At 36.1% G+C, this 20402-nt stretch carries 24 protein-coding genes, 2 tRNA genes and 1 pseudogene; 20 read left to right on the top strand and 7 right to left on the bottom strand.

The features are described 5' to 3' along the window. Positions 1-20: 20 nt before the first annotated feature. Positions 21-452 carry an Rrf2 family transcriptional regulator gene (locus tag AC0NJG_RS04075; protein ID WP_000512998.1) on the top strand — a complete coding sequence of 144 codons (432 nt, stop codon included), beginning with the start codon at positions 21-23 and terminating at the stop codon, positions 450-452. 58 nt (positions 453-510) lie between these two features. Here AC0NJG_RS04075 and AC0NJG_RS04080 read toward each other — a convergent pair whose 3' ends face one another. Together AC0NJG_RS04080 and AC0NJG_RS04085 are read right to left on the bottom strand one after the other, a co-directional pair. Continuing rightward, on the bottom strand, positions 511-1176 hold the full coding sequence (locus tag AC0NJG_RS04080; protein WP_000913198.1) for an MIP/aquaporin family protein: 666 nt from the start codon (positions 1174-1176) through the stop codon (positions 511-513). 143 nt (positions 1177-1319) lie between these two features. Further along, the gene (locus AC0NJG_RS04085; protein WP_087954173.1) at positions 1320-2285 is read right to left on the bottom strand and encodes a DMT family transporter; all 966 of its coding nucleotides are present in this window, start codon (positions 2283-2285) and stop codon (positions 1320-1322) included. 100 nt (positions 2286-2385) lie between these two features. Here AC0NJG_RS04085 and AC0NJG_RS04090 point away from each other — a divergent pair, with 100 nt between their 5' ends. Beyond that, a complete protein-coding gene (locus AC0NJG_RS04090) occupies positions 2386-2958 on the top strand; it encodes a helix-turn-helix domain-containing protein (RefSeq protein ID WP_000658051.1) in 573 nt (190 codons plus the stop codon). A gap of 70 nt (positions 2959-3028) precedes the next feature. Here AC0NJG_RS04090 and AC0NJG_RS04095 read toward each other — a convergent pair whose 3' ends face one another. Then, on the bottom strand, positions 3029-3214 hold the full coding sequence (locus AC0NJG_RS04095; RefSeq protein WP_000044337.1) for a PspC domain-containing protein: 186 nt from the start codon (positions 3212-3214) through the stop codon (positions 3029-3031). A 182-nt stretch (positions 3215-3396) separates the two neighbouring features. On the opposite strand from AC0NJG_RS04095, the gene AC0NJG_RS04100 reads away from it, so the two are divergent. From AC0NJG_RS04100 to AC0NJG_RS04125, 6 genes are all read left to right on the top strand, one after another. Beyond that, on the top strand, positions 3397-4638 hold the full coding sequence (locus AC0NJG_RS04100; protein ID WP_474062884.1) for an amidohydrolase family protein: 1242 nt from the start codon (positions 3397-3399) through the stop codon (positions 4636-4638). 97 nt (positions 4639-4735) lie between these two features. After that, positions 4736-6031: a purine/pyrimidine permease gene (locus AC0NJG_RS04105; protein WP_087954175.1), complete on the top strand. Its 1296-nt coding sequence runs from the start codon at positions 4736-4738 to the stop codon at positions 6029-6031. 165 nt (positions 6032-6196) lie between these two features. Further along, the gene (gene gerE, locus AC0NJG_RS04110; protein WP_000659484.1) at positions 6197-6421 is read left to right on the top strand and encodes a spore germination transcription factor GerE; all 225 of its coding nucleotides are present in this window, start codon (positions 6197-6199) and stop codon (positions 6419-6421) included. Positions 6422-6595: 174 nt separating this feature from the next. Then, a complete protein-coding gene (locus tag AC0NJG_RS04115; RefSeq protein WP_087954176.1) occupies positions 6596-6883 on the top strand; it encodes a hypothetical protein in 288 nt (95 codons plus the stop codon). A gap of 152 nt (positions 6884-7035) precedes the next feature. After that, positions 7036-7698: a type 1 glutamine amidotransferase domain-containing protein gene (locus tag AC0NJG_RS04120; RefSeq protein ID WP_474062885.1), complete on the top strand. Its 663-nt coding sequence runs from the start codon at positions 7036-7038 to the stop codon at positions 7696-7698. 160 nt (positions 7699-7858) lie between these two features. Continuing rightward, positions 7859-8497, top strand: coding sequence for a TetR/AcrR family transcriptional regulator (locus tag AC0NJG_RS04125; protein ID WP_429681143.1), 639 nt, complete (start codon positions 7859-7861; stop codon positions 8495-8497). Between the two features lie 49 nt (positions 8498-8546). Here the strand turns inward: AC0NJG_RS04125 and AC0NJG_RS04130 are convergent, their stop codons facing one another. After that, a complete protein-coding gene (locus AC0NJG_RS04130) occupies positions 8547-9230 on the bottom strand; it encodes a type 1 glutamine amidotransferase domain-containing protein (protein ID WP_087954179.1) in 684 nt (227 codons plus the stop codon). A 352-nt stretch (positions 9231-9582) separates the two neighbouring features. Between AC0NJG_RS04130 and AC0NJG_RS04135 the strand changes: the two genes are divergently transcribed. From AC0NJG_RS04135 to AC0NJG_RS04170, 8 genes are all read left to right on the top strand, one after another. After that, entirely contained in the window at positions 9583-10908 is a 1326-nt protein-coding gene (locus AC0NJG_RS04135) for an MFS transporter (protein WP_474062886.1), read from the top strand. A gap of 210 nt (positions 10909-11118) precedes the next feature. Then, positions 11119-11928 carry a glutamate racemase gene (gene racE / locus AC0NJG_RS04140; RefSeq protein ID WP_087954181.1) on the top strand — a complete coding sequence of 270 codons (810 nt, stop codon included), beginning with the start codon at positions 11119-11121 and terminating at the stop codon, positions 11926-11928. A 130-nt stretch (positions 11929-12058) separates the two neighbouring features. Further along, positions 12059-13108, top strand: a complete 1050-nt coding sequence (gene gerM, locus AC0NJG_RS04145) for a spore germination protein GerM (protein ID WP_474062887.1) — start codon at positions 12059-12061, stop codon at positions 13106-13108. Positions 13109-13236: 128 nt separating this feature from the next. Further along, positions 13237-13974, top strand: a complete 738-nt coding sequence (gene rph / locus AC0NJG_RS04150; RefSeq protein ID WP_001261765.1) for a ribonuclease PH — start codon at positions 13237-13239, stop codon at positions 13972-13974. Between the two features lie 11 nt (positions 13975-13985). Further along, positions 13986-14594, top strand: a complete 609-nt coding sequence (locus AC0NJG_RS04155) for an XTP/dITP diphosphatase (protein WP_000815943.1) — start codon at positions 13986-13988, stop codon at positions 14592-14594. A 13-nt stretch (positions 14595-14607) separates the two neighbouring features. Beyond that, a complete protein-coding gene (locus AC0NJG_RS04160; RefSeq protein ID WP_087954183.1) occupies positions 14608-15111 on the top strand; it encodes a metallophosphoesterase in 504 nt (167 codons plus the stop codon). 109 nt (positions 15112-15220) lie between these two features. Further along, a tRNA-Gly gene (locus tag AC0NJG_RS04165) sits at positions 15221-15294 on the top strand. Between the two features lies 1 nt (position 15295). Then, positions 15296-15369: transfer RNA gene (locus tag AC0NJG_RS04170), tRNA-Arg, on the top strand. 174 nt (positions 15370-15543) lie between these two features. Here the strand turns inward: AC0NJG_RS04170 and AC0NJG_RS04175 are convergent. Then, complete coding sequence (locus tag AC0NJG_RS04175) at positions 15544-15903, bottom strand: DUF6572 domain-containing protein (protein WP_088326782.1); 360 nt, start codon at positions 15901-15903, stop codon at positions 15544-15546. A gap of 15 nt (positions 15904-15918) precedes the next feature. Beyond that, the gene (locus AC0NJG_RS04180; RefSeq protein WP_223290771.1) at positions 15919-16515 is read right to left on the bottom strand and encodes a pre-toxin TG domain-containing protein; all 597 of its coding nucleotides are present in this window, start codon (positions 16513-16515) and stop codon (positions 15919-15921) included. A gap of 122 nt (positions 16516-16637) precedes the next feature. Here AC0NJG_RS04180 and AC0NJG_RS04185 point away from each other — a divergent pair, with 122 nt between their 5' ends. Next, complete coding sequence (locus tag AC0NJG_RS04185; protein WP_000124460.1) at positions 16638-16838, top strand: hypothetical protein; 201 nt, start codon at positions 16638-16640, stop codon at positions 16836-16838. A gap of 94 nt (positions 16839-16932) precedes the next feature. Here AC0NJG_RS04185 and AC0NJG_RS04190 read toward each other — a convergent pair. Next, positions 16933-17073, bottom strand: a pseudogene (locus tag AC0NJG_RS04190) (YvbH-like oligomerization domain-containing protein); the annotation flags it as partial. A gap of 237 nt (positions 17074-17310) precedes the next feature. On the opposite strand from AC0NJG_RS04190, the gene AC0NJG_RS04195 reads away from it, so the two are divergent. From AC0NJG_RS04195 to tig, 3 genes are all read left to right on the top strand, one after another. Then, on the top strand, positions 17311-17559 hold the full coding sequence (locus AC0NJG_RS04195) for a hypothetical protein (RefSeq protein WP_001973787.1): 249 nt from the start codon (positions 17311-17313) through the stop codon (positions 17557-17559). Between the two features lie 197 nt (positions 17560-17756). After that, positions 17757-18755, top strand: coding sequence for a hypothetical protein (locus AC0NJG_RS04200; RefSeq protein ID WP_087995349.1), 999 nt, complete (start codon positions 17757-17759; stop codon positions 18753-18755). Positions 18756-19064: 309 nt separating this feature from the next. Beyond that, a complete protein-coding gene (gene tig / locus AC0NJG_RS04205; RefSeq protein ID WP_000729253.1) occupies positions 19065-20342 on the top strand; it encodes a trigger factor in 1278 nt (425 codons plus the stop codon). Positions 20343-20402: the final 60 nt, after the last annotated feature.

Genomic DNA, 20402 nt, shown 5'->3' on the forward strand with positions numbered 1-20402 from the left:
ATAAAAAGGAGGGTGTGCAGATGGGGATTAGTAGTCGTTTTACAGTAGGTGTTCACATGCTGACATTACTTGCGATAGATCGAAACTCTCGCTGTACCTCTGAATGGATTGCCGGTAGTGTGAATACAAATCCAGTTGTGATTCGTCGCATTACAGGAATGTTGAAGAGAGCAGGACTTGTTGATGTACAAGCTGGTAAAGGTGGTACGACACTTGCTCGTGATTTAGAAGAAATTACATTACTTGATGTATATAAAGCAGTGGAAGTTGTAGAAGAAGGACAGCTATTTTCCTTCCATGAAAATCCCAACATTGAATGTCCAGTAGGAGCTAATATTCAATCAGTATTAGAAATTATTTTAATGCAAGCGCAAGAAGCGATGGAAAATGTACTTGCAAATGTAACGGTAGATCAACTAGTTACAAATTTAAAGTCTAAAATGAAAGAGTAAAAAAGCGAGCATCCTCATAATGAGGGCTCGCCTTTTTTATTCAGAAATATTGAAAATTTTATTTTTCAGTATTTAAAATGAATTTACCTACGATAGCTGCTACGATACCACCAAGAATTGGTGCGATGATGAATACCCATAGTTGAGAAAGGGCTTCTCCGCCAGCGAATAAAGCTGGGGCGATACTACGAGCTGGGTTAACAGAAGTTCCAGTTAACGGAATACCTAATAAGTGAACTAAAACTAATGTGAAACCAATTACTAATCCTGCTAGAGAAGAACTTCCTTTTTTACCTGTTACAGCAACGATCACTAAAATGAATACGAAAGTTAAAATAAATTCAACTAGAAATGCTCCAGATAAACCAAGAGTTCCAAAACCGTTTTGTCCTAAATTATCTAAAGGTGTTTTAGCAGATTTTAAAATTGTTACTAACGTTGCAGTTCCTAATAAACCACCTAAAATTTGAGCTAATACATAATAACAAAGTTCCATAGCGTTCATTCTTTTGTTGATGAACATAGCTACTGATACTGCTGGGTTAATGTGACATCCAGAAATTGTTCCGATGCTATATGCCATAGCCACAATAGATAGACCGAAAGCCATAGCGATTCCTAGTGTTCCAATTCCTTCAATTCCGCCGCCAATGACAGCTACTCCAGTTCCGAATAATACAAGTACAAATGTACCAATAAATTCAGCGATTGCTTTTTTTAACATAATTTACCTCCTAATATTGCGCATGAAACGTATTATAACATAGGTTTTAGTATAAACAGCTAATGAAATACTATTCTGATAAGGGGGAATAGGGGGACAATAAAAAAGAGTGTGGTTCTTTGTTTATAGAACCACACTCTTTTTTATGCTGTTTTTCTCTGTTTAACGACTGGAACAGATCGATTTAAAATGCTATTTGCAACCATTCCCAACATAATAATAATCATTCCAAGTAGGGAAAGACCACCAGGAAGTGAACCATTCAAGAAAATAATTTCGCCAAGTACGGTAAAAACCATCGTTCCAGCTTGCGTTGCTTCAACAGCTCCAAGCAGAGCGAGATTATCTTTGGCTAAGTCAGTAGCAAAGAAAAATGTCATTGTCGCTATAACGCCAGAACATAATGCTAACAAAAATCCTTGTAGCATTTGGCTTGATGTTGGAATACCTGTAGTAGAAAATCCGTATATACCAAGTAAAATTGTTATAGGAAGACTGCCTATTGCCATTCCTAATACACGTTGGAATGTATCAAGGCGCCCGCCAACAAGTTCCATCATTTTTCGGTTACCGAACGGATATAAGAAAGCAGCTAACACGACAGGTAAAAACCCTGAAATAAACTGAGTCATTGTAATGTGACCTGCTGCAGTTGCTTGCATAAAAATTACACCAAGTAAAATAAATAATGCGACATATAAACTACGAAGTGGAATTTTTCCGCGTACAAATTTCGTACCTGATTTTGTATCTATTTTAACGAAAAATAATGGTGAGAGTAGTAAACCTGCTAATATAGTAACTTGCCAAGTTCCAGCAACGAGCCAAGCGGGAGAAAAGACAGCTGCAAAACTTAATAAAGAATAGAAACCAATACCGGCAACAGACCCCCACCCGATCCAAGCCAAGGGATGTTTCTTTAATTCTTCCCATAACCCTCTTAAGTTTTTGCGAAATAAAACGATAAGGAATAAAATAGGGAGAGCGAATAAAAAGCGGAAGGAAGCTGTCCAAGCCCAGCTCGTTCCAGATACATTCATCGCCCGATTAATAATAAAGGTTGCGGAAAAAAAGGCTGATGATAAAAGGCCTAATAAAATTGCGCGCATGAAGTATAGCACTCCTTTCGAAATTTGATGATTATGTATAGTATAATATACTTTATAATAATAAAAGTAAACTATTTTATATTTTAAGGTGGTTTTATATATGAAAGAACATGAAGATATGCAAACGAAAGAAGTCATTCAGCAAGTAGGTCAGTTATTAAGGCAAATTCGAAATGAGCAAAAATTAAGTTTAGAAGAATTAGCTCAAAAAACAGGAGTTAGTAAATTAACGTTAGGAAAGATTGAAAGGGGCGAAACGAATCCGACGTTAGCCGTCATTTGGAAAATAACGAAAGGATTATCGATTCCTTTATCAAGATTGATGGTTGTTGGAGAGCCTGTAGCTGTTGCGCGCTGCGGAGAAGGATTTGCAGTAGATGTAGGACAAGCATGGCATTTAGAAACAATGTTCCGTTATACGAAAGAAACGGGGATGGAAATGCACCGTGCTTGTTTACGATCGAATAGTATATATGAACCAGAAGCGCATCATGAAGGTGCTATTGAGCTTGTGACGGTAATGAAAGGGAAAGTGTCGATTCAAGTAGAAAGCGATGTATACGAATTAAATGAGTTCGACTCGATTCAATTTGAAGCGAATAAGAAACATAGTTATAAGAATGAAGAAGATGAAGTAGCCGTATTACATTTAACGATGAAATATTCTTCATGAAAAAAATCCCCTATAGAAAATCTATAGGGGATTTTGTATACGCTATGCTCAAATATATGAAAGAAGGTTATTAGTAAGAGCGTGGCATAAGTAATAAACAAATAAAGTAAACTAAAAACCCCGTCCCAAAGCATAAAACAGCAATGACCCAAAGTATGCGAATGAGAGTAGAGCTAATATCAAAATATTCTCCTAAACCACCGCATATACCAAATAGCATTTTATCAGTTTCGGATTTACATAACCTTTTTGACATCTTCCAATCCACTCCTTTTTATGACAAGCTATATACTTCTATTCTATATGGAAATTTATGAGAAGACTATGAGGTTGTATTACATTTTTTTTAGGAAACAGTCGTATTAATTGTCTTAATTTTCAGCGGATATTAAAATTATATCATGAGGTAAGTTTCAATAAAGGGTGGGAGGAATAGAGATGACGGTATATTGGCTGACTAATGTAATGCTTGAATCAGGGTATACATATGAAGAGGATAGAATTTCTCAAACAGAAACAGAGTTATGTAGTTTACTCATTGAAGATGGAAGAATTAAAAAAATGATAACAGGGACTATTCAAGAGGAAGGGGTATCAATTTTTGATGCCAATCGTTTATTAATTTTGCCTGCTTTCGAAGAAATGCATATTCATATTGATAAAACATATTATAGTGGTCCTTGGAAAGCTTGTATGCCAGCAGAAAGTATTTTTACACGTTTTCATGAAGAAGAGGAAATTTTGCCGAAGCAATTAGCAACAGCTCAAGATAGGGCGGAAAATATGCTAGCGTTATTGCTTCAAAATGGTGCAACGAATATAAGAACGCATTGTAATGTTGATCCGATTATTGGACTTGGTAATTTGGAGGCGACGTTAGCGGCGTTGGAAACATATAAAAAACAGGTTTCTGGTAGAATTGTTGCTTTTCCGCAACATGGATTATTGCGCAGTAATTCTGTGCAACTTGTGAAAGATGCGATGCGTATGGGTGCGCATCTAGTCGGTGGAGTGGATCCAGCTACAGTGGATAATGATATTGAAAAATCATTACATACCATTATGGATATCGCAGTAGAATTTAATGCGGACGTTGATATTCATCTGCATGATGCGAATAATCTTGGGACGTTTACGATGAAGAGATTGGCAAGTTTAACAGAGGAAGCGGGATGGCAAGGTCGCGTAACGATTAGTCATGCGCTTGGACTTGGTGGTGTTACAGATAAAGAGATTGAAGAAGTGGCGGAAAGACTAGCAGCTTTACATATTGATATTACTTCAACAGTACCAATTGGGAAACAAGTAATCCCAATTCCGTTATTAGATAAAAAAGGTGTGAAAGTTTCGTTAGGAAATGATAGTATTACAGATCATTGGTCACCGTTTGGAACAGGTGATATGTTGCAAAAGGCAAATCGATTAGCGGAACGTTTTGGATGGAGTGATGAAAAATCGTTAGGAAAAGCACTTCGCTTTATTACGGGGGGAAAAGAAACGTTAAACAGTGAAGGGAAGCGAGCTTGGCCGAATGTAGGAGATGAAGCGAGTTTTGTTTTGACGAATGCAACATGCGTCGCTGAAGCAGTAGCGCGTCAAACAGAGAAGCATTTAGTCGTGCATAAAGGAAATATTGTTGTTGGAAGTTTAAGTGAGGTTAAATTAAATAATCTTGTGTAAAAGAATCGTTTAAATGTTTTGAGGAGGGTTCTAATGGTGAGTAGAGAACTCTTCTTTTTTATTCTTACAATATATTTTTTTTAGGAAGCTAGAAGGGATGAAAAATTTGGACAATCAACATAACCAAAATCATATTATGGGAACTTTGCAATGGTTTATCTTTTTATTAGCGAATTCAATCGCATTACCAATTGTCGTTGGCGGATTATTTCATCTTACGACGGAAGAAATATTTTATTTAATGCAGCGTACATTTTTTGTAGTTGGTATATCATCTTTTTTACAAGGGTGGATTGGGCATAGACTGCCAATTGCGGATGGGCCAGCTGGATCTTGGGTTGGAGTATTTACCGTACTTGCTTACGCAACGGTCGGACAAGATCAATTACATAGTACATTGCAAATTTTAGAATTAGGAATGATAATTTCTGGTGTTATTTTAATAGGGTTAGGTGTAACTGGTTTTATCGGACATATTTTATTTTTGTTTACGCCGCTTGTGACAGGGACGTTTTTACTTTTATTATGTTTACAATTAAGCGGTGTATTTTTAAAAGGAATGCTAGGGATTACTGCTACTGTTTCTCAAATCGATGGATTTACAGCGGTAATTGCGTTTAGCATATTTCTTTTCGTTATTATACTATCTAATTTTGGAAAAGGTTTTGTCAAAAGTTATGCGGTTTTAATAGGATTAATTAGTGGATGGATTCTCTTTCTCATTGCAGGAAAAGTGACGATTCCAGCTCAAGTAACTCATTTTGTGCAACTTCCGCAAATATTTGCTTGGGGACTTCCAAAATGGAATACAGGTATGGCTGTATCGAGTTTCGTTATGGTATGTATTTTAGTTTCAAATACAGTGGCAGCTATTATAGCAATTAATCAAGCTACTATTCAAAAAGGGACTATTGAACAGAAACAGTTGAAGGATGGAACATGGGTTGGAGGTATTTCGCATATCATTTCTTCTGTATTTTCAACTGTAGGTGTCGTGCCGTTACCAGCAACGGCAGGATTTATACGTTTAACGAAACAAAAATATATACGATCATTCTTACTAGCATGTATATTACTAGTCGTAATGTCGCTGTTTCCGAGTATAATTCGTTATTTAGCATCTTTACCATCGGCCGTCGCATCTGCGGTTTTAATGGCTTCATTCGTACAGCTAATTGGAATTGGATTCAATAATATAAAACAAGTGGAGCTTAATGAAAGGAATGTAACAATTTTAGGCGTTGCTGTATTATTTGGAAGCGGTGTTATGTTTTTACCGTCTGGAGCACTCCAAACCTTGCCGTCTGTTATGCAGTATATATTCGGAAATGGTTTATTTGTAGGTACTGTTGTAAGTATATTGCTAGAACAAATATGGCGTACCGAAAAGTAAGTGGATACAAAGAGTGTACGCACTGTATAAAAGTCTAAAATAACATGTGAAATAAAGCCCATTTTCATTCACCACCCGCACATTTCGTTCATACAATATCTTGACTAAATAAACACCCAACTTACACATACACAGCTCTGGCTTAAGCAAGGAGGGTTATACCAGTTGAAGGAAAAAGCGTATCAATCTAAACCTTTACTCACAAAGAGAGAGAGAGAAGTATTTGAATTACTGGTTCAAGATAAAACAACGAAAGAAATTGCAGGTGAACTTTTTATAAGTGAAAAGACAGTTCGTAACCACATCTCAAACGCAATGCAAAAGCTAGGGGTTAAAGGACGTTCACAAGCAGTTGTTGAGCTTCTTCGCATGGGAGAGCTCGAACTATAAGAAAGCAGCCGACTTTTATATGAAGAGTCGGCTATTTTTTTGTTTGTATTTTGAACTTAAAAAAGGTATCTCGGACTTTGAGAGGGAAGATATGTTTAAGAAAGAAATGTTAAAAATAATTATTTTAAAATATGATGAGGTATCCGTGTCATTCATGGATAAGAAGGTGCACATATGAAGTTGTATTTTAAGGATATGGAGATAGGTGAAATTAAAGATGTTTTTGGAGACATGCCATGGATGTATGGAACAATTCGTTTATTCGAGAATAGTAAACCGTTCCAAAAATATTTTCGTGAGATGGTAGACGAAGATAGTATATTTGATTTTGAAAGCATAGACCCTGAATTTTTATATGAAGAAAATTGGGCTATTTTTGATGAGGATGCTCAGCGGTATTTAGGGATTGATATACCTGCTATTCATATGGAGGATAACACGATTGCGTGGCGCTGGAGATAAAGTTATCAGGTTGTGAACATCTTATGAAAGAATTCAAACGAGAACAATAAGCAGACTTTTATAAAAAATGTCAGCTAGTTGTTCTCGTTTTTTTCGCTTGCTATATGAATGATAAGAACACTCCATACATAAATAGGTAGTAAGGAGGGGATATGTTGAAAAGGGTATTGTTAGTTTCAACAAGCGCTCATGATATGAATGGACACCCGACTGGTTTGTGGCTGGAAGAGCTCGCAGCTCCTTATAATTTGTTTGAAAAAGCTAAGTTCGATGTTGATATTGTGTCGATACAGGGCGGTAGAGTGCCGATTGATAGAGTTTCTATTCCGAACGGGATACCTCGTGAATTTAAACATGTCGCTTCTTTATTGCGAAATACGAAGCCGACCTCAACGGTTCATTTTTCGGATTATGATGCGGTTTTATTTGGTGGTGGGCACGGGGCGATTGTAGATTTTCCAGGTAATCCATATGTTGCAAATTTGATTGAGAATATGTACAACAACAACCGGATTGTAGCGGCTGTTTGTCACGGAGTAAGTTCTTTAGTCGGTGTGAAAAATAAGGACGGCTCGTTTTTTAGTGCGGGTAAGCATATAACAGGTTATACAAATGATGAGGAAAAAGCTGTACATTTAGAAAAGCGAGTGCCGTTTTTGTTAGAAAGTAAATTGAAAGAAGAAGGGGCTTTGTTTTATGTGGCTCCAAATTTTACGCCGCACGTCGTAGTAGATGGGCGTTTAATTACAGGGCAAAATCCGCAGTCTAGTATGGAAATAGGGAAAGCTATAAGAAGAGCTGTAAATAAAGTATAGAAAAAGTGCTCGTTACTCATAAAGGTAGCGGGCATTTTTTCTATAGTGTAAATTGAAAACCACTTAAACTAAAAAGATGTATCGAGTATAATGACTTCATTTATAATTAATCGTGAATTTGCTATACTATTTTGTATGGACAAAAGGGGAGGCTCTTTTAATGAGAAAAGTTGCGTGTGCAAATACTTATATTAATAAAATAAAGCCCGTTATTAGAAAAACGAGTTTTAGTCAATTGAAAATAGATGAAATTGCGAAGTATATGGATATTAGTAAAGCTACTTTATATAAACGTTTTTCTTCAAAAGATGAGATTATTGAAGCTGTGGTAGAAGATTTTATGAACTACCTTCTTGAAGGGGATGCGGATAATCAAGATGAAAGTATGTCTTTTGCAGAACGTTTCCAAAAGACGTTTATTCACTCTTTAAAATGTGTGACATACATTTCTGATGTCTTTTTACAAGATTTGAAAGAGGTATATCCGCACTTATCTGATCAGTTAGTCGCTGCACAACAAAATCGTAATCATAATTTGCAAATGTTTTTTGAAGCTGGTATGGAACAAGGCTACTTTAATAAAATGAATGCACAATTATTTATGGTGCAAGATGATGTGATGTTAAGACGTATTATAGATCATTCTTTTTGTATTCAGTACGATATTACGTTAAAGAAAGCGATACTTGATTTTTATCAACTAAAGAAGTATCAACTGTTTAAACCGGAGTATATAGACGCGATTGATGATTCTGAAATTGAAAAAGAAGTTATGGCTATTTTGCAAATGATTTCGTAAAAAAGCAGATTTTCCTATATGAATGGAAAATCTGCTTTTTTATTACATGTTATTTGTTTATGTGTTGTAATACTAATTCGGCTACTGGACCACCTGAAGCTGGGTTTTGACCAGTGATAACACGATTATCTTCTACAGCGTAAGCTTCCCAAGGCTGCGTGGCTTTTTCGTAAAGTCCTCCATTTTTAATAAGTTCATCTTCTGTTAAAAATGGAACGAATTGATCCAATTCAACTAGTTTTTCCTCTTCATTTGAGAATCCTGTTACTTTTTTACCACTAATTAAACGTTCCCCATTACTTAATGTGATATGAAATAAACCAGCAGCTCCGTGGCAAACAGAGGAAACAATTCCGCCATTTTCATAAATGCTACGGCTAATCATTTGGAGTTCTTTATTTTCAGGGAAGTCCCAAATCACACCGTGACCACCTGCGTAATAAATAACAGCATAGTCTTCCGGATTCACTTCACTCGGTTTCATGGTAGAACCGAGACGATTCATAAATTCTTTCTTTTGATACCATTCCCAATCGACGCTCTCCGCCATTGCTAAACTATGCGGATCAATCGGTGTATAACCACCTTGTGGGCTAACATAATCTACTTCGTAACCAGCTTCTTCAACTTTTTTAACGAAATGGACAGCTTCACCAAGCCAAAGGCCAGTAGCTCGATTTAAACTTGGATATTTTTCAACGCTCGTTAATACAACTAACATTTTTTTCTTCATCATAATCCTCCTATAATGTTTCTTCTATATATAAGTTCATTATTTTATTAAGTTAGAAATTGCAAATCTGAATAACCATGTCAGTCCTCCTTATATCGGATTTGAAATTAGTGTATAACAATTTTTGAACAAAGTAAACTAAAAACACTAAAATAGTTTACTTTGTATATTTTTCGTTGACAAACTGTAATGCTGAAACTATGATAGTTCCATGAATAGCGAACAATGGACATGTTTCGTTTCGAATTCAATTTGTCGCGCGATACATTTGATGAAGTTGTTTAGCAGTGATGGAAGTGCTAAACAACTTTATTTTCATTTTTAGTTATTACAATCAGGAGAGGTGTTACACATGGGGAAAGATATAAGTAACCATTCAAAATGGTTTGTTTTCACATTATGTTTTATCGTTTTATTAGGACCGATGAATGCGGTTTTATTTAATGTTGCGTTAGAGGATATTGCTCATGATTTATCTATTAGTCAATCAAAAGTAAGTTGGGTTGTAGTAGGTTATTCCTTAGTTGTGGGTATTGGTTCAATGATATATGGGAAGCTTGCTGATCGTTATAGTGTAAAAAAACTATTGATTATTTCAATCATCATATTTGTAGAGGGGTCCATTATTGGATTTGTAAATCAATCTTATGCGATTGTCATTTTTGCAAGATTAGTGCAGGCGAGTGGGGGCGCGGCGTTTATCGCGCTTAGTATGATTGCGGTAGCAAAATTAGTCGTTCCTGCTAAGAAGCCTGGTGCTTTAGCGATGATTAGTTCTTCTATTGCATTAGCGGTTGGTATTGGTCCTTTAGTTGGCGGGGCTATTACAAATACACTAGGATGGCCATATTTATTTTTATTTATGGTTATTGCAGTAGTGGGGATTGTCTTGCTTATAAAATTTATGCCAGAAGAATCGCGGCATACGGATGAAGCGTTTCATTTTGATTACATTGGAGCGGTATTATTATTTGCGTTCATTACGACTGTTTTGTTAGGTGTCAATATGAATAGTTGGTTATTTGTGTTATCGGTAGCTTTCTTATTTTTGTTTGCGGTTCGCATGAAGAACGCGGAGCATCCATTTATTGATATTGAGTTATTTTCGAACAAAGCATTTCTTCGTTTAATAGCAATCGGATTTATAATGAATGTGGCGTTATGTGCTAATTTATTATTATTGCCATTACTGTTAGGAAGAGTGCACGGATTGTCGCCGTTGGTTATCGGAATTGTATTATTTGTTGCATCACTCTTCGGTATTGTGTCTAGTTTTATTACTGGAAAGATTGTTCCTTCGTTTGGAAATGTGAATATGATTTATGTAGCGTCTGTCATTATGATTGTTGGCTTTTTAATTTTAGGGTTTATTCCGAATGGAAGTATAGTCGTTATTGTATTGGCGATTATTTTAACGTTTATGAGTTATTCTGCCATTCAAGTATCATTGAACACTTTTATACCAAAAACATTACATGCAGCTAAAGTTGGAGTCGGTCTTGGTTTATATAATTTAATTAACTTTTTCGGTATGGCATTTGGACCGGCTGTAGCGAGCAAAATTATGGAATCTACAAATAGTTATCGTTTTAATTTTATATTAATCGTCATTTTAATTTCTGCTCATTTCTTCTTATTAATAGGAATGTCTTCTTTCCAAAAAAAGATGGAGCATTAAATATGTAATTTATATAGAAGGAACCGACTTTCATATAGAAGATCGGTTATTTTTCTGTCTTGCAAATTATGAAAAAAAGGAGCAAAATAAAAAAGGTCCTAGTCTATACAGGTACAAATGAAAATTTTCATACAGAAGCAGTTTAAGTGTGCGAACTTAAAGTGTGTAAAATATAATGATAAAATAAGATGATGAATGAGAAAACGGGTGATGAAGTTGAATAGAGCAATCGGTGTTATCGATTCAGGAGTTGGCGGTTTAACAGTAGCGAAGGAATTAATTCGTCAGTTGCCGAAAGAGCGCATTATATATTTAGGGGATACAGCACGTTGCCCTTATGGTCCACGTTCTCGAGAAGAGGTGCGCCAATTCACGTGGGAAATGACGGAGCATTTACTAGATTTAAATATCAAAATGTTAGTTATTGCATGTAATACAGCAACTGCAGTTGTATTAGAAGAAATGCAGAAAAAATTACCGATTCCAGTGGTAGGAGTTATTCACCCAGGATCACGTACAGCTTTAAAAATGACAAACACGTATCATGTTGGGATTATTGGAACGATTGGAACGGTGAAAAGTGGTGCATACGAAGAAGCGTTAAAGTCTATTAATAATCGTGTTATGGTAGAAAGTTTAGCGTGTCCGCCTTTTGTTGAGCTTGTAGAGAGCGGCAATTTCGAAAGTGAAATGGCGTATGAAGTTGTAAGAGAAACGTTGCAACCGCTGAAAAACACTGATATTGATACGCTTATTTTAGGGTGTACACATTATCCGATTTTAGGTCCTGTTATTAAACAAGTAATGGGAGATAAAGTACAACTAATTAGTTCTGGTGACGAAACGGCGCGTGAAGTAAGTACTATTTTATACCATAGTAAAATGTTGAATGAGGGAGAGGAACAAAGTGATCATCTCTTCTTAACAACAGGAAAAATAGGTCTATTTAAAGAAATTGCATCAAAATGGTTCGGTCAACCGATTGAAAATGTGAAACATATTCATTTAGAAAAAGAATAATAGTAGAATCCATATAAGTGAACTCCTGAGAAATCAGGAGTTTTTTGTTTATAAGGAGCACAGCTTGTTCTAAAAAGAGAAACAGCTCGTATACATAATAGTACAAACTTAGATTTTAGGGGGGAATGGCATGCCTAAATCCACTTTTAAATGGGTTGTTGGTGCTACTGTGAGCGCTGTTTTACTAACAGGGTGTGGCTTTATAAATCAGGAGAAAGCAACGGAACAAATTGATCCGCCAAAACAAGTTACCTATACAGAGGGTGGAAAAAAAGAAGTATCTAAGAAAGATAAGCAAGTACAAACGGTGAATAGAGAACTATACCTTGTTGATAAAAATGGCTATGTCGTACCGCAAACGTTAGCTATACCTACTCCGAAAGCAAATGAGGTTATTCAGCAAACATTAGAGTACCTTGTGAAAGATGGACCGGTAACGAATTTATTACCGAATGGGTTCCGTGCAGTCATTCCAGCAAATACATCGATGACCTTAGATTTAAAAAAAGATGGGACGGCAGTCATTGATTTCTCAAAAGAAATGAAAAACTATGCAAAAGAAGAAGAGCGTCAAATTGTTGAGTCAATAGCGTGGACGTTGACGCAATTTAAAGAAGTAAAACAAGTGCAGTTCCAAATAAATGGAGAAAAATTAGCGAAGATGCCTGTTGGTGGTACGCCGCTCGGTGAAGGTGTGAGCCGTGCGAACGGTATCAACTTCGATGATGAACAAGTAGCGGATGTAACGAATACAAAACCAGTTATCCTTTATTTTATGGCGCAAAATAATAATAAACAGCAATACTACGTACCAGTAACACGCCGCGTTGTAGAAGGAAAAGAAAATGATTATGCAGCAATTGTAGATGAACTTGTAAAAGGGCCGATTCATCAATCTCTTCTGAACGATTTCAATCCAGGAGTTAAGCTGATTACGAATCCAAAATTACAAGATGGAAATCTTACATTAAACTTTAATGAAAATATCTTTATAAACCCAGATAAAAATATGATTTCAAATTACGTATTGAAGTCATTAGTGTTATCTTTAACAGAAAAGAAAGGCGTGAAAAGCGTTTCTATTGAAGTAAATGGTAAAGCGAATCTTATAGATGAAAAGGGCGGAAAGTTAATAAAACCTGTAGATCGTCCAGAAAACGTGAATACAGGTAGTTTTTAATCGTCAATAATTTGATATACTTAAGTAAGAAAGAGGAATTGCTTTTTGGGTTCCTCTTCTTTTATTGTATACATATCATACATTTAAATTTGGCTATACTAACAAGTAGTTATGAGGAGGTTATTTTTATGCGAGTAGATGGTAGAGAAAAAACAGAATTACGCCATATACATATTCATACGAATTATTTAAAACATCCAGAAGGATCAGTGTTAATTGAGGTTGGGGATACAAAGGTAATTTGCTCAGCGACAATTGAAGAGCGCGTCCCGCCATTTATGCGTGGAGAAGGAAAGGGCTGGGTAACAGCTGAATATGCGATGATTCCACGTGCGACAGAACAACGTACAATTAGGGAGTCAAGTAAAGGGAAAGTAACAGGACGTACAATGGAAATCCAGCGCTTAATTGGACGAGCATTACGTGCGGTAGTTGACTTAGAAGCGCTTGGTGAGAGAACGGTTTGGATTGATTGTGATGTTATTCAAGCGGATGGTGGAACGCGAACTGCTTCTATTACAGGTGCATACGTAGCGATGGTATTAGCGTTTGAGAAGTTATTACAAGCAGAAAAAGTATCTAAAATTCCAGTGAAAGATTATTTAGCAGCAACGTCAGTAGGGATTGTTGAAGAGCAAGGTGTTGTTTTAGATTTGAACTATGCAGAAGATTCTAAAGCAGACGTTGATATGAACGTAATTATGACTGGAAAAGGTCAGTTCGTTGAAGTGCAAGGAACTGGAGAAGAAGCGACGTTTAGCAGAGCGCAGTTAAATGAATTACTTGATGCTGCAGAACAAGGCATTTTCCAACTGATTGATATGCAAAAAGAAGCGTTAGGTGACATCGTATCTCATATAGAGTAGAGGTGGAAAATATGAAACAAGTTGTTGTAGCGACAAAAAATATGGGGAAAGTACGTGAATTTGCTGAGTTATTTGAGCGATTTGATTTAGAAGTAAAATCATTACACGATTTCCCTCATATTGAAGAAGTCGAAGAAACTGGTGAAACATTTGAAGAAAATGCGATTTTAAAAGCGGATAGTTTGAGTAGACAGTTGAATGCAATCGTAATTGCGGATGATTCAGGTCTTATTGTAGATGCTTTAAATGGGAAACCAGGCGTGTATTCAGCTCGTTTTGCTGGAGAGCCGAAAGATGATCAAGCGAATATTGATAAAGTTTTACAAGAATTAAATGAAGTAGCGTTTGAAAAGCGTAAAGCTCGTTTCTACTGTGCATTAGCAGTGGCTTTCCCTGAAGGGGATAAAAAGCCTGTCATTGTAAACGGGACATGTGAAGGATTCATTTTAGAACAACGCCGCGGGGAAAACGGCTTTGGATATGATCCAATCTTTTATGTGGAAGAATATAAAAAAGCGATGGCGGAACTAAGTTCAGATGAGAAAAATGCTATTAGTCACCGCGGACGTGCTCTACGTAAGCTAGAAGAAAAAATCCCTGAATGGTTTTTAGGAGAATAAGGGAGAGAGATTGATGAAAGCTTTAATCGTAAGCGATAGTCATAGCTCTGTGAAGGAATTACAGCAGTTAAAAGAGAAGTATGAAGGGAAAGTAGATATCATGATTCATTGCGGTGATTCAGAGCTAACGCCTGCTCATGAAGAGTTGCAAGGTTTCCGTGTTGTAAAAGGGAATTGTGATTATGCTAACTTTCAAGACGAAATTGTAACTGATGTAGATGGTATTCGTTTCGTAGTTGTGCACGGACATCGTCATAACGTGAAAATGACGTTACAAACATTAGCGTACCGTGCAGAAGAGGTAGGGGCGCAAGTTGCATGCTTCGGACACTCTCATGTATTAGGTGCGGAATTGATCGACGGCGTATTATTTATTAATCCAGGCAGTATTTTATTACCGCGTCAGCGTGTAGAAAAGACATTTGCTTTATTAGAAATGGATGAAAATCAAATGGAAGTTCGTTTTGAAACACTAGACGGGCAGCTAGTTGAACAAGCAGTTTTTAAAAGAGGATAAGAAAAATTATCCTCTTTTAAAAAAGGTGTTGACTTTATGTATGGTTATACATATAATAAATATTGTCGATAGGGAAACGGCGCTAACGAGTGAAAATAAAATAACATATGCGGGTGTAGTTTAGTGGTAAAACAAGAGCCTTCCAAGCTCTGGTCGAGAGTTCGATTCTCTTCACCCGCTCCATGTCCCAGTAGCTCAGCCGGATAGAGCATACGCCTTCTAAGCGTACGGTCGGGAGTTCGAATCTCTCCTGGGACGCTAAAAAAACCTTGTTATCTTTTGATAACAAGGTTTTTTGTTTGTCTACAAATTGATGTATGTGCAAAAGGTGTGAAAATATTATAACTGGATATATGATAATGAGTATATGCAACAGATTAACAGATTAACAGATTAAAGTGCATTAAAAAGAGCGCTTAAAAACGCCCTTTGCTAGTCAGTTATATTATTTGTTTGTTCAGGCTCATCAAATGGTTTATGCACGTATTGAAAACCGTATCCAGCTTCAACGAGAACTTCATCAACCTTTTCTAAAAATTCTTTGCCCCATTCAGTAAAAAGATATTTCCCGAATATCTTAATAACAAAACCATACCCTTTTACTTCAGGATACCTTTCGTAAACCTCGTCACTTTCTATAAAGCCCAAATACAAATTGATTTTTTCTTGCAGTAACTCAATATGTTTTTCTTCATCAGTCCAGTCTAATTCATCAGCAATGACTAAATAGGCTATTTTTTCTTCTTGATTGTAGCCCATAAAGTCAACTTTTTCTAATTCATATAAAGACATAAAAACACCTCTTATCTATTGTTTTCTTCTAATTTCAACTTTAGTTGGAGGTATTTCCGTGCCGCCTACAAATGGTGGTTTTCCTTTACCTACAACTGTTGCGCCGTGTTCTTCAATTTCGGGAATCGCAATTTTTTGTTTTTTAGTAAGGGGAGCAGTTGGCGAACCCTTTGCTTCAACTATTCTTATATCTTCTAAATCATTATTCGCCCCTAGAAAATCAAGCCTTGTCTTTGTCCCTGTTTTATTAGTCTTTAAAGTTATTTGTTCTACTACTGTATCTACTTCTTTTTCAAATGCTTTCCCAGTTGCTTGATTTATTCCTATTTGTCCCTGTCTTTGGGCTTTTACTGCTTCCGCGCTCTTGTCTATCTTTTTCGCAGTATCTATGGCATCAGCTACCTTTTTGGCACCTTTAACTACTTTTATTCCTTTACCTAGCGGAGTAAGACCCGCAAAAACCATGACGCCAGCGCCAGTGCGTTCCCGCCACGAAAGTTTTTCGCCAGTGTCGGGATCAACACCTTCTATAACGCGTCGTACATCGTATTCTCCTAACTGTTCACTTACAATATTATAAAACTTTTTACCCGCCCTAGTACGATTGAGCAACCGTTATCGAAACTTATCCCTGTTAGTGTGTTACAATGAATAGAAGCGGAAAACGATAATCTCCAATTGACTAGACCTGTGATTGGTTAGAAGGTTGTATAAAAAAGGGAGATGGCGCAAAGATGGCGAGATCAAATGAGAATGATTTAACGGAGAAATTGGCAGAAGGTCACCGGAAATATGGTGATGGCAACTTTACAGTACAGAACATCGGTGATGAAACTAACCCGAACTGGACTGTCGTAAAAAATGTGAGGAAGGGATCAGCAGGCATTCGTGAAGGAGAAGATATATTAAGACTGCGATCAAAATATATAAAATAGTACGGAAATGAGCGGACTGAGAGTTCGAACCCCTCCTGGGACGCTAAAAAACCTTGTTATTTTTTGATAACAAGGTTTTTTTGTTTATTTTAAATTAGTTATTAATAAATTTCTCAAATACAAAACCATAATCTTTCACATTATATTGTTTCTTCGTATCAACAAGCCAGTTAAGGACAATCTCGTTCATTTCTTTAAACTGCTCTGCTAAATTTACTTGTGCGTTTGAAATCTTACAATTCTGTAAGGTAACTGTAAGGTAGTTCGATGGTAACAGATTGTTAATCCTCTATAATGAAGGTAACAACGATAAAACGAGGAGGAAGAAATAATGAAGGGATTAATCGTAACGGGTTTAACAGTTGCTTTTGGATTTGTAGCATATGAGAAATTAACGTATGTAGTTGATGTTGTAAAACATTTAATTGCGTAGAGGAAACTACCATGAGAGGGAAAGGGAATGAGTGAATGAATGGAATGGTTATTTGGAATTATAGGTACTTGTAGTGTAGTGTTATTGTTCTTTGTCCCAAGTGGTATACTTAGTTCGACGACGAGTTTGTTCTTCTTAAGTTTGTTTGCTTGTACGATGCTCATCATTATGTTTTTAATGAAGCGAAGTAAACCAATCTTCTATTGTAGCATGATTGTTATGGCAATTATTGTTCTCCAAATTATTACCCTTGTTATATACCCCACTATTATAAAAGCTTTCCATTAATGATAAATCCTCTGCTTTCGTCGCTGAGGGTTTTTATTTGTACATTTTACATTTTAAGTAAGGATTTTTTTATATTGAAATATAAAAATTAAATATTTTCATATTTCAAACAAAGGGTTTTGAGATGTTGTGTTCTCATTACTCATTTGATATATTTACTTTAAAGATAATTAAAATCTAGAAAAAGAGGCGGACGTATGGATAAAAAAGAAAATACGGTCGTATTGTTTCCGCAGCTATCAGAGCGCTATATTGATGAAGGTTTTTTAGCACTGAAAGAGCGGAAATTCGAAGATGCATTGCGCTGCTTTGAAATATTACGTCAGTATAATGCAGAAACGGAACAAACGGAACTAGCTTCGGTTATTTGTTTGTTAGAATTAAAGCATATGGAAGAAGCAAAAGAGAAGTGTGAACAGTTACTGGAAACAGGAGCTGTATTATTTGGTGATATTCTTGAAACGTATGTGACAATTTTAGTTCAAACAAATGATTATGAAGGCGTAATTGAAACCGTTGAAAAAGTTTTGCAAACGAAAGATATAATGCCGGAACAAAAGGAAAAATTAGCACAGCTCGCTTTATTTGCAGAAGGTATGTTAAATGAAGTAGATACGTCACTAGTCGATTCGAATTTTGAATTAGATGAATTTACTAATGAAATGTTTGGAGAAAACTTTGGGCAAAAGCTAAGAGCGATTCAGCAACTTTCGTTAAAAGACTTAGATCTTGCATTACCTGTTTTAAAGAAATTTTTAGTAGACGAAAAACAGCATCCTTATTTGAAAACTTCTATTTTATATAAAATGATAGAAAATCAAATAGAAGAAGAGATAGAGGTAGAAAAGTTTGGAAATACGATCAAGGTAATTCCAGCATTTACAGGTCATAATGAGGAGCAATCCGATAACATTATACATACATTATCAAGTCGATTAGAGCAAAATTATCCCGATATATTTGATGCGATGGTTACATATTGGAAAGAATTGCAAATTAGCATTTTCCCATTCGCTCTATTAATGGATAAAGTGGAGATTTGGGCTGCTGTTTTAGAGAGAATTGGTAGAAAGCGTTTCGGATTGACTATTAATGAAGAAGAGCTTATGACAGCGTATAATATTGAATTAGAAGAGTTTCATATTGCCTATCAATGGTTATTACGTGTTGAAAGAGAAGGATATTTGCCCGTATAATTATGAAAAAGAATCGTTCGGTTCTTGAAACGAGCATATTCTATGTTATAATGTAAGGGTTGCAAAAGGCAGAAATCTGCCTGTTTGTAAGAGAAGAGAAGTGTAATTCTCTTACTTAATATGTTTCATATTATTCTCGAACAAAATATACCGTAGTTGTCTTTTAGGCAATTAGTAGATTGGAACATTATATCTGAAAGCTTTTGCTAGAGGATTATTTGTACTTTTGTTATTTCAAAAAAGAGATAATGAAGATCTTAATCTATAGAGGTATGTGCATACATTATTATAGTTGGAGGGAAAGAATAAATGGCTGCAAAATGGGAAAAATTAGAAGGTAACGTAGGCGTTTTAACAATCGAAGTTGATGCTAAAGAAGTAAACAACTCTATCGACGCTGCGTTCAAAAAAGTAGTAAAAACAATCAACGTACCAGGTTTCCGTAAAGGAAAAATGCCTCGTCCGTTATTCGAACAACGCTTTGGTATCGAATCTTTATACCAAGATGCTTTAGATATCATCTTACCAAAAGCATACGGTGAAGCGATCGATGAAGCTGGTATCTTCCCAGTTGCTCATCCTGAAATCGACATCGAGAAGTTCGAAAAAAATGCTAACCTTATCTTCACTGCAAAAGTTACAGTGAAACCTGAAGTTAAATTAGGTGAGTACAAAGGTTTAGCAGTAGAAAAAGTTGAAACAACTGTAACTGACGAAGATGTAGAGAACGAATTAAAATCTTTACAAGAGCGTCAAGCTGAGCTAGTTGTTAAAGAAGAAGGAACTGTTGAAAACGGTGATACAGCTGTAATCGACTTCGAAGGTTTCGTTGATGGCGAAGCATTTGAAGGCGGAAAAGGCGAAAACTATTCTCTAGCAATCGGTTCTGGTACATTCATCCCAGGTTTCGAAGAGCAAGTAATTGGTCTTAAATCTGGTGAGTCTAAAGACGTTGAAGTATCATTCCCAGAAGAGTACCATGCTGCTGAATTAGCTGGCAAACCAGCAACATTCAAAGTAACAGTTCACGAAATCAAAACAAAAGAACTTCCTGAGTTAAACGACGAGTTCGCTAAAGAAGCTGACGAAGCGGTTGCAACTCTTGATGAATTAAAAGCAAAACTTCGCACAAACTTAGAAGAAGGCAAAAAGCACGAAGCTGAGCACAAAGTACGTGACGAAGTAGTAGAATTAGCTGCTGCTAACGCTGAAATCGATATTCCAGAAGCTATGATCGACACTGAGTTAGATCGTATGGTTCGTGAATTCGAGCAACGTTTAAGCCAACAAGGTATGAACCTTGAGCTTTACTACCAATTCACAGGTACTGATGCTGACAAGTTAAAAGAGCAAATGAAAGAAGACGCTCAAAAACGCGTAAGAATCAACCTTGTTCTTGAAGCTATCATTGAAGCTGAAAACATCGAAGTTACTGAAGAAGAAGTAACTGCAGAAGTTGAAAAAATGGCTGAAATGTACGGTATGCCAGTAGACGCTATCAAGCAAGCTCTTGGAAGCGTAGACGCTTTAGCTGAAGATCTTAAAGTTCGTAAAGCTGTAGACTTCTTAGTAGAAAACGCTGCATAATAAAATAACAAGGCGCGATTTTAATCGTGCCTTGTTTTATAAATATAGAAATATATTTAT

This window comes from Bacillus sp. SSR7, from assembly GCF_055902415.1.